We start from the raw sequence: 13,862 nt of genomic DNA on the forward strand, positions 1-13,862 counted from the left end.
TATATTGTTAAATGTAAAATGTAAAGAAAAAAATGAGGTGATCCAGATTGAAGCTGACAATTTCATGCCTGCAATTCGATATCGCATACGGAAATCCTTCTGAAAATTTCAAAAAAGCGGAGCAGCTGATCGAACAGGAAAGCCGAAAGGCGGATGTCTTTCTCCTTCCCGAGCTGTGGACGACGGGTTATGATTTAAAAAATCTCGGCTCCATCGCGGATGAAGAAGGCAGGCAAACGAAGAGATGGCTGCAGGAAACGGCAAAAGCAAACCGGGTCCATATCGTATGCGGCTCAGTCGCCGTCAAGAAAAAAAGCGGTGTATACAATATCATGTACATCGCAGACAAAAACGGAAATTTAATCAAAGAATACAGCAAAGCTCACCTTTTTCAGCTGATGGACGAACACCTCTATTTGTCATCTGGCTCAGGCGACGGGAGCTTCGAGCTTGAAGGGATCACGGCTGCGGGGTTTATCTGCTACGACATCCGATTCCCGGAATGGATCAGAAAACATACGAGCCAAGGTGCAGGCATCATCTTTGTATCGGCGGAATGGCCGCTCGCCCGCCTCGATCACTGGCAAAGCCTTTTAAAAGCCAGAGCAATTGAAAATCAGTGCTTTGTCGCAGCCTGCAATCGTGCGGGAAAAGACCCGGCAAACGAATTTGCGGGCCACAGCATGGTCATTGATCCGCTCGGCCGCACCCTCGCTGAAGCAGGACGCGGAGAAGCGGTCATCAGGGCCGAAATCGACCTCGTGGACATTGAAAAAGCGCGGGGGCAAATTCCGGTTTTTGAGGACATTCGCAAAGATTTATATTAAAAAAGTGTTGACAAAAAAACTGAGATGCTGGTAACATGTTCAACAACTGACCGAACTGAAATTTCAAAATTTTATATTGAATTCTCTTATCGAGAGTTGGGTGAAGGACTGGCCTAATGACCCCAACAGCAACCGACCGTAATACCATTGTGAAATGGGGCGCGAAACTTTGCGCCGCTAGGGCACGGTGCTAATTCCATCAGACTTTAAATTCTGAGAGATAAGAGAGGCGTACACGACAAATCAGCCTCTTTCTCTCGACGAGAAAGAGGTTTTTTATTTGTTAACGACATTTAGGGGGAATTACATATGACCGTAACGAAAACTGCAGCATACGAAACTTTGACTGAAAGCTCCGCGGCCGCGCTTGCCGTCCGTCTCGGGCTTTTTCCAAGCAAAAGCACCTTGACATGCCGGGAGATCGGGGACGGAAACTTGAACCTGGTCTTCCGCGTTTACGACAAAGAGCAGCAAAAAGGGTTGATCATCAAGCAGGCGGTGCCTTATGCAAAAGTCGTCGGCGAAAGCTGGCCGCTGTCGCTTGACAGGGCAAGAATCGAAAGCAGTGCGCTGATCCGCCAGGCTGAGCATGTCCCGCACCTTGTCCCGAAAGTGTACTATTCTGACACCGAGCTTGCCGTCACCGTATTGGAAGACCTTTCTCACTTGAAAATCTCCAGAAAAGGACTGATTGACGGGAAAGATTATCCGCATCTGTCGGAAGACATCGGAGAATTTCTTGGAAAAACGCATTTTTACTCGTCTGAATATGCGCTTGACCCAACGGTTAAAGAGCGGCTTGTGAAGCAGTTTACGAATCCGGATCTGTGCGATATTACAGAAAACCTTGTGTTCACAGACCCTTTCTTTGACCATGAGACGAACGACTTCGAAGAAGAGCTTCGCGATGAAGCGGAAGATCTTTGGCGCAATGAAGCTTTAAAAATTGAAGCGGCAAAGCTGAAACAGCGCTTTTTATCCGCGGAGGAAACGCTGATCCACGGCGACCTGCATACAGGCAGCATCTTCGCCGGTGAAGAAGGCGAAACAAAAGTCATCGACCCTGAATTTGCGTTTTTCGGACCGATCGGGTTTGACATCGGACAGTTTATCGCCAACCTGCTGTTAAACGCGCTTTCCCGCGAAGAAAACAGGCGGGCCCCTTTATACCGCCATGTCGAGACCGTCTGGAATACGTTCAGCCGGACATTCAGCGAAGCATGGGAAAACGATGCTCTTGAGGCTTGCAAAAATGAGAAAGGGCGCCTTGAATCAGTCCTGATACAGACGTTTGAAGACGCAGCAGGCTTTGCCGGCTGCGAAATGATCCGCCGGACGATCGGCCTCGCTCATGTTGCGGACCTTGATACAATCGTTCCGTTTTCCCGGAGAATCAGCCAAAAAAAGCTCGCCCTTAAAATAGGCGCAGCATTCATAGAAAAACGCAGCGGTTTCCGAACGCCAAAAGACATGATTGAAGCGTTTCGAAACGCGCTTAAGGAGTGAATGACATGCCGGAACAATTTGCGGTGCCCCGCTCTGTCGAATGGGAAGAAACATCGGTAAAAATCCTGAATCAGCAAAAACTTCCCGAAAAGACGGAGTACCTGCACCTCACAACTAAAGAAGACGTCTATGATGCGATCCAAACGCTAAAAGTGAGGGGTGCGCCTGCCATCGGCATTACAGCCGCCTTCGGGCTCGCTCTATGCGCACAAAGCATCAATACATCTGACGTTTCCGTATTTCTGCGGGAGCTCGACAAAATCAAAGATGAACTCAATCAGGCAAGGCCGACAGCCGTCAATTTATCCTGGGCCCTCAATCGGCTGGTAAAAAGTACGGAGGGCGCAAAATCGGTCAATGAAGCAAAAACAAATCTGATCCACGAAGCCATTCAGATCCAGGTTGAAGACGAAGAAACGTGCCGGCAAATCGGACAGAATGCACTGCATTTGTTCAAATCGGGCGACAGCATCATGACCATCTGCAATGCCGGCTCGATCGCGACAAGCAGGTACGGTACAGCCCTTTCCCCGTTTTATCTCGCCAAAACAAAGGATCTAGACCTTCATATTTATGCCTGTGAAACAAGGCCTGTTCTGCAGGGTGCGCGCTTGACGGCGTGGGAGCTTATGCAGGGGGGAATTGACGTGACGCTGATTACAGACAGCATGGCTGCCCATACGATGAAAGAAAAAAACATTTCAGCCGTCATTGTCGGAGCGGATAGGATCGCAAGAAACGGAGATACAGCCAATAAAATCGGAACATACGGCTTGGCAATCCTCGCCAAAGCCTTTCAAATCCCGTTTTTCATCGCTGCTCCCCTGTCAACTTTTGATGTCTCGATTTCATGCGGCGACGACATTCCGATTGAAGAACGCGATCCGGATGAAGTCAGACAGATAAACGGAACGCAAATAGCGCCGCAAGAAGTGCCTGTGTTCAATCCTGCCTTTGATGTCACGCCGCACGATTTAATCTCTGGAATCATTACGGAAAAAGGGATTATCACAGACAGATTTGAAGAAGAAATTGAAGCGCTGTTTTCCGCTGAAGCCCTTACTTAGGCCGCTTTAGCGGATTTTAATCGATTTGATGATGTCTTTCTTTTGCTCTTCGGTCAACACGTGCAGCTTGACGAACAATTCCGCGTATCCTGCTATTTTTTTCGGGCGGTTTGTTTTCACTTATTCGTCCTCCTTTTTTACCAAGGCCAACATTTTTAACTTAATAAAATTATATGTCGCGGACGAAAAAAAGAAACGGCGTGCTCGTATATTATTTTCCCTTATACGCAATATTTTCGATGTCGAGCAGCACCGCTTTTTTATCCGTTTCATTTCCGGAATACCCCGTCAATGAACGATTTTTGCCGATGACACGGTGGCACGGGATCAAAATCGGCAGCGCATTTCTTTTATTGGCCTGGCCAATTGCGCGAACCGCTTTCGGATTCCCGACGGCGCATGCGATGTCTAAATAGCTCCGTGATTCACCATACGGGATCGACTGCAGCGCCTCCCACACCTTTTTCTGAAACGGAGTTCCATCCTGGCGGAGAGGAAGGGTGAACGTTTTCCGCTCCCCCTTGAAATATTCTTCGAGCTGGCGCTTGGCCTCCTTCAACAATTCCGTTTCGGCCGGGTGAAGCTCCAAGCCGTCTTGTTGAAGCTGTTTTAGTTCATCTTTTTCAAATAGCAAGTGTATAATGTGGTTGTTTTCCTCGACAATGTAAGCTTGTCCAAAAGGCGAGGTCATTTCAATATAAAAGCCCACGATGCGATTAAGCCTCCTCCTCATGCTGCTGTCTGATCGGGAGAGTCAGGTGGAATGTCGTGCCTCTCCCTTCTTCACTTTCAACTTCGATTTTTCCTTTATGTTCTTCAATAATTTTATAACTGACCATGAGCCCGAGTCCAGTCCCCCGTTCTTTTGTCGTGTAAAAAGGTTCGCCGAGCCTCTTCAATTTGTCTTCTGTCATGCCGATTCCTTCGTCAGCAAGCGAGACAATGATATGGTCGTCTCCTTTCGGTTTGATCGACACATATACGTTGCCTCCGTCAGGCATCACTTCGATCGCATTTTTCAAAATGTTGATAAATACCTGTTTCAGCTGATTCGGCTCGCAGTAGATCAGCGGAATGCCGCCTTCGCACTTCAGATGCATCTGCACGTTGTCAAGGTTTGCCTGTGCGTGCAGCAGATCCATAGTGTCCTGCATGATTTTGACGACATTTTTTTCTTCATACATGATCGCCTGCGGTTTTGCAAGGATGAGAAACTCCGTAATAATCGATTCAATCCTTTTGAGCTCTGATGTGATGACATTAAAATAAAGCGCGTGATCCTCATTTTGGATGCTGCCTTTCAGCAGCTGGATAAATCCTTTTAATGCCGTCATCGGGTTGCGGATTTCATGGGCAATTCCGGCTGCGAGTTCTCCGACGACATGAAGGGTATCAGACTTGCGGAGCCGTTCTTCAAGCTCTTTTCGTTCCGTCACGTCTCTGAGCATCGCCAAATTCATATTTTGAATGATGTTTCGCTTAAATGAAAATTCAAGAATCCGTTTTTGGTCGCTCAGCAGGAATGGAATATCATTATCCATTTCTTCAAAGGAAATCGTTTTAGCGGGAGAAGCCGCGTTTTCTATGTGATAGCCGGAGATGACATCAAGAAGATTGGACGTTTTCAGCTGTTCAAGAGGGATGCTGAGAATTTTTCCGGCAAGGGGGTTCGCATCGATAATATCGTACTGGTTGTTGAAAAGAACGATTCCGTCCATTGATCCGTTGAATACTTTTCTGAACTTCAATTCGCTTTCCCGCAATTCTTGTTCCATTCGTTTTCTGTCGCTGACATTTCTCAAAATGGTTAAGTCCTGGCTGTCGAACATGATCCGTTTTGACGTGAACTCAAGCTCCTTATATTGTCCGTTTGCCATACGAAACAACAGTTCCGCCCGGATTTCCCCTTTTTGATCGTACTGCTTTTGAATGGCATGATACCGCTGATCAGTTTGGTCAATAAAATCTGTCATCTTCTTGTTGAGCAGCTGGTCCATCGGCAGTTCGAAGATTTTGCAGGCCGACTGGTTCGCTTTGACGATGCGGCCGTCGTTATTCATCAGTATGATGGCATCCATCGCATTTTCAAAGACTTCCCTAAAGCGTTCTTCGCTTTTAAACAGCTGTTTTTCCATCGAGCGTTTCTCGGTAATATCCCTCATAATCGACATGTAAAAGCCGTTTAAAATATTCGAGGTTATCGTCAGCTCAAACAGCCTGTCTTCTCCTGATCTGAGCCTGACAGGAAGCTCCCCTTTTGCTTTCCCTCTTCTGAAAAGAGCGTTCCAGATTTTATCGAGCCGCCCCTTGTTTTCAGGAGATACGAATTGAGACAGCTTAAGTTTTGAAAGCTCTGATTTTTCGATTTCGAAGCTCTGGCAAAACGAATGGTTTGCATCGATGAAACAGCCTTGTTTATCAAAGATGACGATTCCTTCTACCGCGCGGTGAAACAAATCTTTAAACAGCTTTTCATTGATGGTGCGCTCCCGCTCCAATATTTTTTTCGATGAAATGTCTCTCATGACGACAAAAAAGCAGTCCTCACCGATTCCTTTGCTTGCAGTAAACTCGATATATTTGACAGATCCGTTGTCAAGCCTGATAGCCACTTCATTTTTCGCATATCCCCGCTCTAAAAAGCGGTGAATGTTCTGGTTCAGTTCATCCGGCGGAACGGCGTGCAGAAAATCGAGCGCCGACCGGTTCAGCAAATTCTTTTTTTGGCTTTGCAGAATCTTGCAGGCGGCATCATTCGCCTGGATGATGGTCATCTGTTTATCCAATATAAAAATAGCGTCCAGCGTCCCGTTAAACAGCAGTTCATACTGATACAAATCCGCTTTCAGCTTGGCGTTTTCTTTCTTCAGTCTGTTCAGCTGGTTTTGCAGATTTAAGGATTCATTCAAATCAAGAGTTTCCTCCATTTATTACACTCCTTCTTGAAAACCTGTCCTCCAATTATTCTACAAACCGGAAAATCTTCCTTCATTTGTTTCGAACTTTTACAACCTTTCCGCCTATTTTACAGGAAGATGACGATATAAAAGTTCCTTACTGTTCAATTACATTGGCCTAACAATAAGACTTAATGCATAGGAAAACACATGCTTTCTATTTTAAAATTTTAAAATGAGGCAAGACTGGTGGAAGACGTCATTCCGGAAAGAATGTGCCGGGGTTCTGACGCTTCCCGCATCGGCGCCTCCTGAGAATGTTTGTGAAAGGGTGATGTTATGGCGAATTCCCGCGACAGCTATTTCGACAATGCAAAATTCCTATTAATTTTTCTCGTCGTATTCGGACATATAATCAGGTCCTATATTCATGATAATGATGCACTGCTTCATATTTATAAATTTATTTACACGTTTCATATGCCTGCTTTTATTCTCATATCAGGCTATTTTGCAAAAGGGTTCAACCGCCCCGGATATGTCAAAAAAATCGCCTGGAAGCTGATCGTTCCTTATTTGATTTTCCAGGGAATCTATACGCTGTTTTATTCTTTTATCGATGATCAAAGCTTAACTGCCGCAAATCCGATTGAACCGCAATGGTCGCTTTGGTTTTTGCTGAGCTTGTTTTTTTGGAATCTCCTGTTGTTTCCGTTCACAAAACTGCCGGCGAAATGGGCGTTTGCCGCAAGCTTTGTGATCGCCGTTCTTGTCGGGTATATCGACCTGATCAGCAACACGCTCAGCCTCTCCCGCACGTTTGTTTTCTTTCCGGTCTTTTTGGCGGGCTATTATTTGCAAAAAGACCATTTTAAAATGCTGAAAGGCTGGAAAGGCAAGCAGGCCGCTCTAGCCGTTTTAGCAGCAACGTTCGTTTTCTACTTTTTTGTAGACTTCGATTACTCCTGGCTGTTCGGTTCCAAGCCTTATTCGGAATTCGGCGATGTCGGGATAAAAAGCGGGTTAAACCGGGTGGCGCTTCTAGTCATGACGTTTGCCTCAACCTTCGCGTTCATGGTGCTTGTGCCTGAAAGGCGGTATTTCTTTACCCTCTGGGGAACGCGCACATTTTATGTCTACCTGCTGCACGGCTTTATCATTAAGTCGTTCAGAAAGACGGGTGCGGAAGAATGGCTTGCCGATTATCAAAGTCTGACGCTACTAATCATCGCTACGGCGATTTTAACCTTCTGCTTATCAAGCGGATTTGTGAAAACGGTGGCCCAGCCGTTCATCGAATTGAAGATGACGAATTTAATGCGGATGTTGAAAAAAGACAACGGATATAACCCTTATTTAAAATAAATGAAGGTCCAAATCGTTTCCGATTTGGACCTTTCTCGTTTGCTCTGCGGTTTCAATCTTTATCCCGCTTCTGCCCGTTCGCCTTATTGTTCTTCTTTTTATTGTTCTCGATCACATCGATAAACTTAAAGGCGTTGACATCGCCCAGTTCGTTCGAAAATTCTTCCTGAAGCACATCTGGATTCATCGGTTTTTTATGGTTTTGCATATCCTTGCTTTTTTGATTTTTTTTCATTGGTGCGATTCTCCCTGCTTCCCGTGTTTCGAGTTGCGGTTGGCGCCCCTGTCTCCGTTTTCGGCATCATATTGGGTCATGTATTGATGATCATGCATGCTTTCAGCAGGCGTTTTATTGTTAAGAGCCGCTTCATTTCTGGCAACTTTTCTTTTCATGATGACATTCCTTTCTTTTGTCGTTTCATCCATATCCTTTCCGTTTCCGTACATTCCACACATCCAGTTTTCGGCAAAAAAATAAGCACCCTGAAGGGTGCTTATTTAAATACTTTTTTCACTTTATTGACGACGTATGAGCTGCCGCCGCGGTCTGAAACATCCTCGACCATCATCGTGATTAAAAGGTTTTTGTTTTTATAATCATAGGCAGTGAACCAGCCGTTTTCTTTGCCTTTTTCGTCTTTTTTCGTTTTCAGTTCGGCCGTTCCCGTTTTCCCTGCAATCGTGAGCCCTTTGACAACCGGCTTGTAAGCCGAGCCGCGCGGGTCTTCTACAACGCCTTTCAACCCTTTTGTAATCGCTTCTGCTCCACCTGTAGGCAGGACGTTTTTATGCCATATTTCTTTCTCTTCGCCGTCCTTTTTGATCAGGTACGGCTTGATCAGATTACCGTCGTTCAAGAAAGGCGTATAGCTTGCCGCGAGGTGTATCGGCGACATCAGCATTTGCCCCTGTCCGTATCCTGAATCGGCAAGGAGAATATCCGAGTCGATTCCTTCGTTTGATATGGAGGAAGACTTCGTCGGGAATTCATAATCAAGCTTTTCCTCAAAGCCGAATGATTTCAGGCCTTCGACAAATTGATCCTTACCTGTGTCAAGAGCAGTCTGCGCGAAATAAATGTTGTCTGATGTGATCAGCGCGTTTTCCAAGTTGACATCGCTTAATCGATCGGAAACCCGTGTGACTTTATATCCGCCCCATGACGAATCTTTCTGCCATTCCTTTCCTTCGATCTTTTTAGGTTCATCCGCTTTGATCGCTTCATTTTTCAGACCGATTGAAGCTGTGATCGGTTTGATCGTTGAACCAGGAGCATAGGTTTTATTAAATTTAGAGGTGAATGGCGCAGACGCATCTTTGTTGAGCTTTTCCCATTCTCCTTTTTTCCAGCCGAACAAAAACCCGTTCGGATCGTATGAAGGCGCGCTGACAAGCGCCAACGTTTCTCCAGTCTGCGGCTCTAACGCAACGGCAGCGCCGGAGTCATCTTTTAACTGGTTGTACAGTTCTTCCTGTTTGTTAATGTCGATCGTGGTGTGGATGTCTTTTCCGTCTTTTGCATCCTTTGAGGCAACCGTCGCGCCTGATTCAGGGATCGAAATCGTCCAGCCGATTTCTCCTCTGAGCTCTTTTTCATAAATATGTTCGAGACCGACGATTCCAAGCAGTGAATGCTCGCTGTAGCCTTCTTTATTCTGTTTTAATTCCTCTTCGGTAATCGGCCGTATGTAACCGGTAAGATGTGCCGCTTTTTCACCGTAAGGATAGTATCTTGATTGCGTATCCTGTTTCAAAACCCCAGGGAGAGAGGTTGCTTTTTTTAGAAGCTCGGTGCTACCAGGCTTCACTTTTTTCAGGGGAACGAATGAATCGTCCGTCACCCAGCTTGCGGACAGCTGTTTTTCAATGTCTTCTTTTTCCATATCCAGCATATTCGTGAGCTTTTTGATGACACCGTCTTTATCATCTCCGAGCTGCCCCGGAACGACGCCGATTTCAGGCACTGTCGCATTCGTTGCGAGGGCCTTTCCGTTTCTGTCATAAATGTTGCCTCTCGCTGGCTCCTTCGCGGTAATCCGAATGGTCTCCCCTTCCTTCAGCTGTGAAAAAATAAAGGATGGGTTCCAGTTGACTTTCCATGAAGTGTCTCCGTCTTTTTTTTCTTTGACAAGCTTTGCCTTGCCTTCAAAAGAAACGGGGCCGGCCAATGTATTCATGCTGACTTTAAACGGTATTGTCACTGCATCTTTTTTCTCTTTATCTTTTTCATCTTCATCATTGTCGACAGTTGAAACCTTCAAATCGGAAACACCGATCTGTTCATAAATGGATTGATTGCGCTTGATGAAATCGTCTTTTGAAATCGATTTTTGCGCTCCAGCCGACAGCTGTTCATACATTTCTTCAAATTTTTGCTCGTTCCATTTGTCTACATATTGGTCCATGCTTTCTTTTGCTGTCGGCTCGTTAGAACAGGCTCCGGCGAGCAATAGAAATCCGGCGGCTATAAACAAATGGATGACTCTCTTTTTCATCGTTGCTTCCCCCTTTTTTTCAAGTCCGCCATTTAAGCATTATATCATACAAATAAATACAGCGACCGACTTTATGATCATAAAAAAAGACAGTTTAACTAAACTGTCTTTCTTATCCGATAATAATTCTTTCCTTTGGATAATGGTAATTCGCTTCGATTTCTTTTCTGCCGAATAAATAGAGCAGCGTGACAATGCCGATTCGGCCGATGAACATCAGAAGGATGATGACGCTTTTGCCAATCGTGCTCAGATCTGGGGTGATGCCCATCGACAAGCCGGTCGTACCGAAGGCCGAACACACTTCAAACAGCAGTTCAAGCAAAGAATGCTTTTCCGTCACTGTCAAAATGAGTGTCGAGCCGAAAACGAGAATAACCGCCATCAGCGTCACAATCAATGATTTCATTAAATCCGCCTGGTGCAGTTCCCTTTTGAAAACCTTCACCGATTTATTTCCCCTCGCGAAGTGGAACAGCGCCAACAGATTTAAGGCAAAGGTCGTTGTCCGGATGCCCCCTCCGACAGAGCTTGGCGAAGCGCCGATAAACATGAGCATGCACATAAATAAAACAGTCGTATGCGTGAATTGGCTGATGTCGATCGTTGCGAGTCCGCCGCTCCTGGTCGTCGTCGACTGAAACAGCGAAAAGAATAATACCTCGTGCCACGATTTCCCTGAAAAAGCAAAGCGCGCTTCCATGGCAAATATGCCGATCGCACCTCCAATCACTAAAAGGAAAAAAGTGACTGATGTCAATTTGGTAAACAGGCTGAAAGAGAATTTGCGCTCTTTGCTGAGCAGAAAATCCTTCACCTCGATGAGAACCGGAAAGCCGATCGCTCCAAGAATGATCAGCATAATCACGATAAATTGAACGAAATAATCATGCTGAAACGGAATCAGCGAGTTGCCTGTAATGTCGAAACCTCCGTTGGTCGTTGCACTGATGCTTGTAAAAAATCCGTGCATAAAGGCTTCTCCAGGTGTCTCAAAGTACTTTAAGAAATAAGTGCCGAGAATCAGCCCGCCAAACAGCTCGATCAGCAGGATTAAGCCGAGCACGTGCTTCATCAGCTTGACAAGGCCCGATAGGTTGGATTGATTTTGATCGGTCATAATCAGCCGGCGCTCTTTCAAGCCGATCCGCTTGCCGAAAATCAGCCAGACGAATGTTCCCAGCGCCATCACGCCGATCCCGCCAAATTGCAGAACAAACGCCAAAATCCAAATTCCCGCCGTGCTGAATGTATCAGCTGTATCAACAACCGTCAAACCGGTTACACTCACTGCGCTCACCGCAGTAAAAAGGGCATCGATAAAAGACCATTCCACACCATTCTTGTGTGCAACAGGCAGACTCAATAAAATAACGGAAACCGTCACCGCCAAAAAATAATAGAGCGCGATCAGCTGTACAGGAGACAGCACGCGCAATAGTTTTCTCAATAAAACCTTCATAATCGTTCCTTCTTTTTAATATTCAAAAGTTGCGCTTCTTCTGTATAACGTGTTCCATTTTAAAGGAAACATGCTCTTATGTACAGCCGCTTTTCGATTTTTAAATTTAAAAAGCAAACCCCCTTGGAAAAGGGGGTTTGCATATTGATTATTTTGCTTCCAAACGGCGGATTCTGTCGCTTAAATCAGGGTGTGTTGAGAAAAGCGATGTGTGCTTTTTCCCGTTGATTTTCAAAGTTGCAACAGATGCCTGCTCTTCTTTAATTCTTGAAGTGTACTGCTCAAGCGAGCGGAGCGCGTGAATCATCTTGTCCTTGCCTGCAAGGTCTGCTCCTCCTCTATCCGCATGATATTCGCGGTGGCGGGAGTACGCAAACACGACAAGGCTTCCGAGAATAGAGAACACAATTTGGAAGACGATGACCGCGATAAAGTGAACGATCGGCGCCAGCTCTTCACGGACAACGCGTGAAACAGCCCATGCCGCAATCCGGGCGAAGAAAACAACGAATGTGTTGACAATTCCCTGAAGGAGCGTCATCGTCACCATATCGCCGTTAGCGATATGCGCCACTTCGTGGGCAAGTACGCCTTCCACTGCGTCGTCATCCATTTCCTGAAGAAGGCCCGTCGATACAGCGACAAGCGAGCGGTTTTTAGACGGCCCGGTGGCAAAGGCATTCACTTCACGTGAATTGTAGATGCCGACTTCAGGCATTTTTGTCAGTCCGGCAGCACGGGACAGCTTATATACCCGGTCAACGAGCTGCTGTTCTTCGTAGCTGAGCGTTTGCTTATCAGGATTCAGCACCTGAACGCCCATCGCCATTTTCGCCATCCATCTTGACATCAACAGCGACATAAAAGAACCGACAAAACCGACAACAGCACTGAATACGAGAAGCGCAACAATATTGATGCCGCCGTCAGCCGTGAAATACGTGCCTACGCCTGTCAGCGAACCGATAATGGACAGCACGATACCGATCGTCGTAATGACTAAAATGTTCGATAAAAGAAAGAGAAAGATTCTTTTTCCCATGATTACCTCCATGTTATAATAAGATCAAATGAACTTGTATAATAAAATTATACGGCATAGAATTGAAAATGCAAGTGATAAGACGTAAGATAATGTTTATATTGTTTGCTATTTCATTTTAATACATAATGAGGTGGAATGATGAAACCTTTTAAACTGACTCGCCTGGAAATGGCCAAACTGATGTACGCTTTAAAAGGGCAGCTGGATGTCAGTCCGCTTGCGATTCTTTTGAGATCGGCCGATATAGCGCCTGATGAGCCGGAAGATAATTTGGACATCCCCGAATTCATTGTCCGGTACGAACGGAAAAAACAAAAAACGGAACATGGACTTTCCACAAATGAAATTGTTGAACTTGGAAATTTGTGCGAACTGACATCTTTAAAATCGACAGCCATCCAAAACTGGATCAAACGCGATATAAAAGATTTGATGGGACATCCGGAACTCGGCAAAAAATATTCCATCGACCAAGCCGTCATCCTTCTCATTGTACGAGACTTAAAATCGGTTTATGACTTCGAAACGATCCGTCCGATCTTAACAACGGTTTTTAATACGATTACAGACCGCTCCGATGATGTGGTGAGTCCGCTGCGCTTTTATGAAGGGTATGCGCGGGTTCTTGATCATGTATACCGGATCAAAGACTATACGCTCAATGAATCGACGCTCGAAAAAATCGTCATCGAACAGACTGGCCAGCTCCGCGATTTTTACAAAGATCTGGCCGATCCCGAATGGAACAAAGCGAGAGACATCACCGCAGTCACAGTGCTGTCCGTCATCGCTTCGCACATTCAGGCGACCGCCCATTCCATGATTGACAGCGTCTTCTTAAAATATGATATGAAATAATCGCCGCTGACCGGCGCGCCTGGCTTTTCAATAGCCAGGCGTTTTTTTGCACCTTCAACAATTGCCAGCATAAAAAGCCTCCGTCCAATTCAAACTAAACAAGCAGTACCAATTGAAAAAGGAGTTGAGAATGCATGGCAAGAACGAATAAGCTCCTCGTTCCAGGGGCAGAGCAGGTTTTAGACCAGTTCAAATACGAAATCGCCCAAGAGTTCGGCGTCCAGCTCGGCTCGGACTCGGTTGCTCGGTCAAACGGGTCTGTAGGCGGGGAAATGACAAAACGACTTGTACAGCAGGCACAAGCTCAATTGAATGGGCATACTGACAAATAAATATCCTT

General features: G+C 45.8%; 14 protein-coding genes and 1 riboswitch. Of the genes, 6 read left to right on the top strand and 8 right to left on the bottom strand.

The window, feature by feature from the left end; all coding sequences use genetic code 11:
* Window positions 1-47 precede the first annotated feature (47 nt).
* The 3 genes from H2R00_RS07775 to mtnA all read left to right on the top strand — a co-directional run bounded on the left by H2R00_RS07775 (window position 48) and on the right by mtnA (window position 3,400).
* A complete protein-coding gene (locus tag H2R00_RS07775; RefSeq protein WP_182070777.1) occupies window positions 48-827 on the top strand; it encodes a carbon-nitrogen family hydrolase in 780 nt (259 codons plus the stop codon).
* An 83-nt stretch (window positions 828-910) separates the two neighbouring features.
* A riboswitch (SAM riboswitch) is annotated at window positions 911-1,054 on the top strand.
* Window positions 1,055-1,136: 82 nt separating this feature from the next.
* Window positions 1,137-2,333, top strand: a complete 1,197-nt coding sequence (gene mtnK, locus H2R00_RS07780; protein ID WP_154996043.1) for an S-methyl-5-thioribose kinase — start codon at window positions 1,137-1,139, stop codon at window positions 2,331-2,333.
* Window positions 2,334-2,338: 5 nt separating this feature from the next.
* Window positions 2,339-3,400: an S-methyl-5-thioribose-1-phosphate isomerase gene (gene mtnA / locus H2R00_RS07785; RefSeq protein WP_154996045.1), complete on the top strand. Its 1,062-nt coding sequence runs from the start codon at window positions 2,339-2,341 to the stop codon at window positions 3,398-3,400.
* Between the two features lie 6 nt (window positions 3,401-3,406).
* Here mtnA and H2R00_RS21200 read toward each other — a convergent pair whose 3' ends face one another.
* The 3 genes from H2R00_RS21200 to H2R00_RS07795 all read right to left on the bottom strand — a co-directional run bounded on the left by H2R00_RS21200 (window position 3,407) and on the right by H2R00_RS07795 (window position 6,327).
* On the bottom strand, window positions 3,407-3,520 hold the full coding sequence (locus tag H2R00_RS21200) for a hypothetical protein (protein WP_003181063.1): 114 nt from the start codon (window positions 3,518-3,520) through the stop codon (window positions 3,407-3,409).
* A gap of 91 nt (window positions 3,521-3,611) precedes the next feature.
* A complete protein-coding gene (locus H2R00_RS07790) occupies window positions 3,612-4,109 on the bottom strand; it encodes a methylated-DNA--[protein]-cysteine S-methyltransferase (protein ID WP_154996047.1) in 498 nt (165 codons plus the stop codon).
* A 7-nt stretch (window positions 4,110-4,116) separates the two neighbouring features.
* Window positions 4,117-6,327, bottom strand: a complete 2,211-nt coding sequence (locus H2R00_RS07795; RefSeq protein ID WP_182070778.1) for a PAS domain-containing sensor histidine kinase — start codon at window positions 6,325-6,327, stop codon at window positions 4,117-4,119.
* Between the two features lie 309 nt (window positions 6,328-6,636).
* On the opposite strand from H2R00_RS07795, the gene H2R00_RS07800 reads away from it, so the two are divergent.
* On the top strand, window positions 6,637-7,662 hold the full coding sequence (locus tag H2R00_RS07800; RefSeq protein ID WP_182070779.1) for an acyltransferase family protein: 1,026 nt from the start codon (window positions 6,637-6,639) through the stop codon (window positions 7,660-7,662).
* A gap of 52 nt (window positions 7,663-7,714) precedes the next feature.
* On the opposite strand, the gene H2R00_RS07805 is transcribed toward H2R00_RS07800, so the two are convergent.
* The 5 genes from H2R00_RS07805 to htpX form a co-directional block, all read right to left on the bottom strand.
* On the bottom strand, window positions 7,715-7,897 hold the full coding sequence (locus tag H2R00_RS07805) for a protein YkzE (RefSeq protein WP_154996051.1): 183 nt from the start codon (window positions 7,895-7,897) through the stop codon (window positions 7,715-7,717).
* A complete protein-coding gene (locus H2R00_RS07810; RefSeq protein ID WP_043925371.1) occupies window positions 7,894-8,109 on the bottom strand; it encodes a protein YkzP in 216 nt (71 codons plus the stop codon). The genes H2R00_RS07805 and H2R00_RS07810 overlap by 4 nt, the downstream gene beginning before the upstream one ends.
* Window positions 8,110-8,156: 47 nt before the next feature.
* Entirely contained in the window at window positions 8,157-10,157 is a 2,001-nt protein-coding gene (locus H2R00_RS07815) for a penicillin-binding transpeptidase domain-containing protein (protein ID WP_182070780.1), read from the bottom strand.
* 112 nt (window positions 10,158-10,269) lie between these two features.
* On the bottom strand, window positions 10,270-11,619 hold the full coding sequence (locus H2R00_RS07820) for a TrkH family potassium uptake protein (protein ID WP_154997287.1): 1,350 nt from the start codon (window positions 11,617-11,619) through the stop codon (window positions 10,270-10,272).
* A 148-nt stretch (window positions 11,620-11,767) separates the two neighbouring features.
* Complete coding sequence (gene htpX / locus H2R00_RS07825) at window positions 11,768-12,661, bottom strand: protease HtpX (RefSeq protein ID WP_182070781.1); 894 nt, start codon at window positions 12,659-12,661, stop codon at window positions 11,768-11,770.
* 141 nt (window positions 12,662-12,802) lie between these two features.
* On the opposite strand from htpX, the gene H2R00_RS07830 reads away from it, so the two are divergent.
* Window positions 12,803-13,522: a DUF1836 domain-containing protein gene (locus tag H2R00_RS07830; protein WP_154997295.1), complete on the top strand. Its 720-nt coding sequence runs from the start codon at window positions 12,803-12,805 to the stop codon at window positions 13,520-13,522.
* A 134-nt stretch (window positions 13,523-13,656) separates the two neighbouring features.
* On the top strand, window positions 13,657-13,854 hold the full coding sequence (locus tag H2R00_RS07835) for an alpha/beta-type small acid-soluble spore protein (RefSeq protein ID WP_043925366.1): 198 nt from the start codon (window positions 13,657-13,659) through the stop codon (window positions 13,852-13,854).
* Window positions 13,855-13,862: the final 8 nt, after the last annotated feature.

Origin of the sequence: Bacillus haynesii (assembly GCF_014042035.1) — a bacterium.
Lineage (GTDB): Bacteria > Bacillota > Bacilli > Bacillales > Bacillaceae > Bacillus > Bacillus haynesii.

Excerpts from the sequence above, each read along its gene's own strand:
- mtnK (WP_154996043.1), top strand. The coding sequence starts at position 1,137 with ATGACCGTAACGAAAACTGCAGCATACGAAACTTTGACTGAAAGCTCC.
- mtnA (WP_154996045.1), top strand. The coding sequence starts at position 2,339 with ATGCCGGAACAATTTGCGGTGCCCCGCTCTGTCGAATGGGAAGAAACA.
- H2R00_RS07795 (WP_182070778.1), bottom strand. The coding sequence starts at position 6,327 with ATGGAGGAAACTCTTGATTTGAATGAATCCTTAAATCTGCAAAACCAG.
- H2R00_RS07800 (WP_182070779.1), top strand. The coding sequence starts at position 6,637 with ATGGCGAATTCCCGCGACAGCTATTTCGACAATGCAAAATTCCTATTA.
- H2R00_RS07805 (WP_154996051.1), bottom strand. The coding sequence starts at position 7,897 with ATGAAAAAAAATCAAAAAAGCAAGGATATGCAAAACCATAAAAAACCG.
- H2R00_RS07810 (WP_043925371.1), bottom strand. The coding sequence starts at position 8,109 with ATGTACGGAAACGGAAAGGATATGGATGAAACGACAAAAGAAAGGAAT.
- H2R00_RS07815 (WP_182070780.1), bottom strand. The coding sequence starts at position 10,157 with ATGAAAAAGAGAGTCATCCATTTGTTTATAGCCGCCGGATTTCTATTG.
- H2R00_RS07820 (WP_154997287.1), bottom strand. The coding sequence starts at position 11,619 with ATGAAGGTTTTATTGAGAAAACTATTGCGCGTGCTGTCTCCTGTACAG.
- htpX (WP_182070781.1), bottom strand. The coding sequence starts at position 12,661 with ATGGGAAAAAGAATCTTTCTCTTTCTTTTATCGAACATTTTAGTCATT.
- H2R00_RS07830 (WP_154997295.1), top strand. The coding sequence starts at position 12,803 with ATGAAACCTTTTAAACTGACTCGCCTGGAAATGGCCAAACTGATGTAC.
- H2R00_RS07835 (WP_043925366.1), top strand. The coding sequence starts at position 13,657 with ATGGCAAGAACGAATAAGCTCCTCGTTCCAGGGGCAGAGCAGGTTTTA.